Annotated in this window: 6 protein-coding genes; all 6 read left to right on the top strand. The window is 60.0% G+C overall.

Annotation, left to right across the window (positions count from 1 at the left end):
- Positions 1-171 precede the first annotated feature (171 nt).
- A complete protein-coding gene (locus FJ936_RS31130) occupies positions 172-408 on the top strand; it encodes a hypothetical protein (protein ID WP_141907501.1) in 237 nt (78 codons plus the stop codon).
- Between the two features lie 72 nt (positions 409-480).
- Positions 481-909 (top strand): transposase, encoded by a 429-nt coding sequence (locus FJ936_RS31125; RefSeq protein WP_246680614.1) that lies wholly within the window; start codon positions 481-483, stop codon positions 907-909.
- Positions 910-979: 70 nt separating this feature from the next.
- Positions 980-1,294: an IS66 family insertion sequence element accessory protein TnpB gene (gene tnpB, locus FJ936_RS31305; protein WP_348643183.1), complete on the top strand. Its 315-nt coding sequence runs from the start codon at positions 980-982 to the stop codon at positions 1,292-1,294.
- Positions 1,249-1,407 (top strand): IS66 family insertion sequence element accessory protein TnpB, encoded by a 159-nt coding sequence (tnpB, locus tag FJ936_RS31300; RefSeq protein ID WP_348643184.1) that lies wholly within the window; start codon positions 1,249-1,251, stop codon positions 1,405-1,407. Before tnpB (FJ936_RS31305) ends, tnpB (FJ936_RS31300) begins: the two co-directional genes overlap by 46 nt.
- 65 nt (positions 1,408-1,472) lie before the next feature.
- A complete protein-coding gene (locus tag FJ936_RS30370) occupies positions 1,473-2,027 on the top strand; it encodes an IS66 family transposase zinc-finger binding domain-containing protein (protein ID WP_141907500.1) in 555 nt (184 codons plus the stop codon).
- Between the two features lie 733 nt (positions 2,028-2,760).
- A partial coding sequence (locus FJ936_RS30365) for a VCBS domain-containing protein (protein WP_210245838.1) occupies positions 2,761-3,757 on the top strand: 997 nt, incomplete at its 3' end.

Raw genomic sequence — 3,757 nt, 5'->3', positions numbered from 1 at the left:
GCTTTTTAGCAGCCGTAGCGCCGTTTGAGGCCAACTCACCAGGCGCTGGCGTCGCTTGCCGATTACGGGCGGCAATCTTAATCGGTTGGGTAAGCGTCCGGACCCTGCACCCAGATTGAGTAGTGCATTCGCGCGACATGTCGGGCTCCCTCGTATCATGGAGGATCTCCGGTGAATTTGAGACATTTCGAGAACAAGGCGCGGCAATCCTGGTGGGTGGTTCACGTCGAGGCGTGGCAGCGCAGCGGTCTCACGCGGACAGATTATTGCCGCGTGCATCGCCTGACGAAGGACACGCTCGATCGCTGGCTGAAGTACTTCGCGGGCAACGAGGCGGCGCGTAAACATGCGGAATATCAAGCGGAATTGCGCCGTCAGAAGCGCCTGGAAGAGCGAGCGAAGCGGTAGAAAAAGCGGGCTCGGCTGCGCTTTTCGGTGACCACGGATGGGCGCAACCGTGCTGTCCAGGCGTACTGGGCGATGCATGTCGAGGCGATGAACTGGAGCGGCATGGGCGTGCGCGAATATGCTGCGGCGCTGCATCTTTCGGCGACGAGCTTGCGCATATGGCGAGACCGACTGGACGAGGGTGAGGTCGAAATCGACTGGCGTGCCCATCTTCATCCCGCCGCCCGCCCGGCCGTTAGCACTAGTGCTAACGGAGCGCCGTCGGAATTGAGCTTGACGGCCGCGTCGAAGGATGATCCTGGCACGCCCCGGCAGCTTGTCCGGCGCTTCTTCAGCGACGCGGAAAAGCGCGCCATTGCGCTGGAGAGCGACCGGCCAGGTGTCAGCGTCTCGCAGGTCGCGCGCAAGCACGGGATTGTCACAGGGTTGTTGTTGGCGCGCGCAGTTCGGCGTAGCGCAGAAGAAGCGCGCGAAGCTTGCGGCTGTGGCGATGGGCGATGACACCGCGGCGTGCGTCTTCTGCAGAGCCTGGTACAGCCGCCTGATGGAATGATGGTGATCGATCTGCCTGATGGCCGGCGTGTCTTCGCACCGGCCGGCAGCGATCCAGATGCCGTTCGACAACGCGTCGCGAGTGAAGGAACGACACCATGGTGATCGTGCCGGCGGGCGTGAAAGTGCATCTGGCGCTGGGCTACACTGGGATGAGGAGGGTCTCGACGGGCTCTGCATGCTGGTGCAGCAAACGCTGAAGCTGGACCCATTCTCGGGCCATTTGTTTGCCTTCCGTGGCAAGAAGGCGTCGATGCTGAAGATCCTGTTCTGGGACGGAAACGGACTGTGTTCACAAAACGGCTCGACCAGGGCAGCTTCGTGTGGCCGGTGATGCCCGGTTATGATGGCTCGATCACCCTGACGCCTGCGCAGCTCGAGATGCTGATCGAAGGCATCGACTGGCGCGCGCGGGAGCGTGTTTGGTGTCCTGCCCTGGCCGGTTGAAATCGGCTCGTCGACCGTCGCGAAAAGGCTCCGACCCGCGGCTTTTGTAGCGTCTCGCGCGCGACATGGCGGCTACGGTCGAGAGGCGCGATAGGGAGATCGAGCGGCTTCAGTCGATCATCAAAAAGCTCCAGCGGGCGCAGTTCGGCCGCAGCTCCGAGCAGCTCGATCCCGACCAGCTTGCGCTCGCGCTGGAAGACCTTGACGCCCACATCGCCCGCATCCAGGAAAGTCGTCCGTTCGTCGGCAAGCCGTCGGCCGAGCGGCCGTCCCATCGCAAGCCGCTCCCCGATCATCTGCCGCGCGAGGATGTCCTGCTCGACATCGGCGGCACGGTCTGCCCATGCTGCGGCGGCGCGCTGCATGCCATCGGCGAGAGCGTGAGCGAAATGCTGGACTGGATTCCGGCACAGCTTCGCGTGATCAGGACGACGCGACCAAAATATGCCTGCCGGACCTGCGAGACGGTCGTGCAAGTGCCAGCTCCGGAGCGGCTGATCGCCGGCGGCATGGCAAGGCCGGCGCTGCTGGCGCAGGGGCTGACCGCCAAACATTGCGACGCGTCAGCCCTGCTGACACGCGATTTGCGACCGTTAACTGTTCCTCTGTTTGGACGTTGACGCTTACACTTTATTAGCGTTAGGAATGTGTTAATATGAGCAATCGCTAAAAAAGACGTCGATGATTAACGTGGGGACTCTACGCCACAAATCGGCAGATGCATCGTCAAGCCAAGACTGACCACGGCGGACTGTGCCGCTGCCCATCGTTGGGCTGGCTGATCGTATTGTCTGAGAGGAGAATGGCTAAAGCTTACAAGGCGGCTGTGAACGGGTGTGGGGGCATCTGTATCTGCAAATAAGTACAAGTAAGGGTGGATCTAGAGGTGATTTGTTCTCGAACCAAGGGTGGCGATTGCATTGCAATATCGTTTTGCGACGCATCCAAAGCCGGCGATAACGCCTTCAGTCTCGTTAACGGTACGGCTGTCGCTTCTCCCTCCTCGCAAAATTTCTCTCGATTCTTTCAGCGGCGACTTCGCAAAAACATTTGCGCTTCATCGATAAGCGAGTCTTCCGCCTGGACAGGCACGAAGCACGCCGGGTTCAGGTTCCAAAGTTTCGTCGGACGTCAAGCTGCGTTTCAGGGGAAGCGTGGCCGCCTGGCATCTTTGGAATGTCATTGGACTGAGTGCGGACTCATATGGTCTGGCGCTCGCGTGCGGGACCAAGCCGACTTTTGGAAGTGGCGACTTTGCCCAGATGGAGCGAATTTTTGAGCGGCCACGCAGCAGCCGGCCCGGCGCCGGCAACCTTTAAACGACGAGAACAGCGAGCACGATAGGGGATTGGCATGGGAACGACCATCGGCACAAGCAGCAACGACAATCTCGTCGGCGGTAGCGGTGATGACGTGCTGTCGGGAGGAGCCGGAAACGACCGGCTGAATGGCGGATCCGGAGCCGACACGCTGGATGGAGGCAGCGGTTTCGATACAGTATTAGGCGGATCCGGAGCCGACACCCTCATCTATCGGGCCTGGGAAAACCAGTACAAAATTGGCGGCCAGGTCTACGGTACGGGGACAACGGTCGGACAAACTGCCTTTTCCGATTACGACATCTACGATGGGGGCAACGGCAGCGCTGCGAAAGGCACGGCGGAGATCGATACCCTCGTCATCTATTTGAGCAATGATCAACTGCTTAACGCGTCATTTATGACAACATTCAACGCTGAACTTGCTCAGTTTCGTGCGTTCATTGCGGCAAACACCAACGCTAACACCGGCCAAGCGGGTCAGGCAGAATTTACCTTCACAAGCATTAACCTCAAAGTCTCTGCGATCGAGCAGGTTTCTTTCGGTCTCGATCCAACTGCGCCGGTTGGCGTTAATGATACGAATGCAGCAGACCAGGTGCGCGAGGCCGGCGTCGGTCCGGGGAATACACCGTTCGCGGGCGATCCCACGGCGGCAGGCAACGTGCTGCTTAATGATACGGATTCCGATGACGGCCAAGCCTCGCTGGTCGTGTCGGCGGTTCGTACAGGTGCGGAAGCCGGGGCTGGAAGTGCCGGTACGGTCGGATCTGCGTTGGTGGGCACCTATGGTTCACTCACCTTGAATGCGAATGGAACTTATACATACGCATTAAACAACAGCGACGTGGACACCAACGCGCTGGCGAACGGGGTCACAGTCAGTGAGGTGTTTACGTACACTGTGCGTGATCCTCACGGGCTTACCGATACTGCTCAGCTCACCATCACCATCACCGGCACCAACGACGCGCCGATTGCCGTCGCCGATACCAATGCTGGGGACGCCGTCACCGAGGCTGGCGTCAACC

Origin of the sequence: Mesorhizobium sp. B2-4-13 (assembly GCF_006658535.1) — a bacterium.
In the GTDB taxonomy this organism is placed as follows: Bacteria; Pseudomonadota; Alphaproteobacteria; order Rhizobiales; family Rhizobiaceae; genus Mesorhizobium; species Mesorhizobium australicum.
The sequence above is the reverse complement of the archived record's forward strand: the minus strand, read 5'-3'. Positions and strand labels throughout refer to the sequence as shown.

Excerpts from the sequence above, each read along its gene's own strand:
- FJ936_RS31125 (WP_246680614.1), top strand. The coding sequence starts at position 481 with ATGCATGTCGAGGCGATGAACTGGAGCGGCATGGGCGTGCGCGAATAT.
- tnpB (WP_348643183.1), top strand. The coding sequence starts at position 980 with ATGGCCGGCGTGTCTTCGCACCGGCCGGCAGCGATCCAGATGCCGTTC.
- FJ936_RS30370 (WP_141907500.1), top strand. The coding sequence starts at position 1,473 with ATGGCGGCTACGGTCGAGAGGCGCGATAGGGAGATCGAGCGGCTTCAG.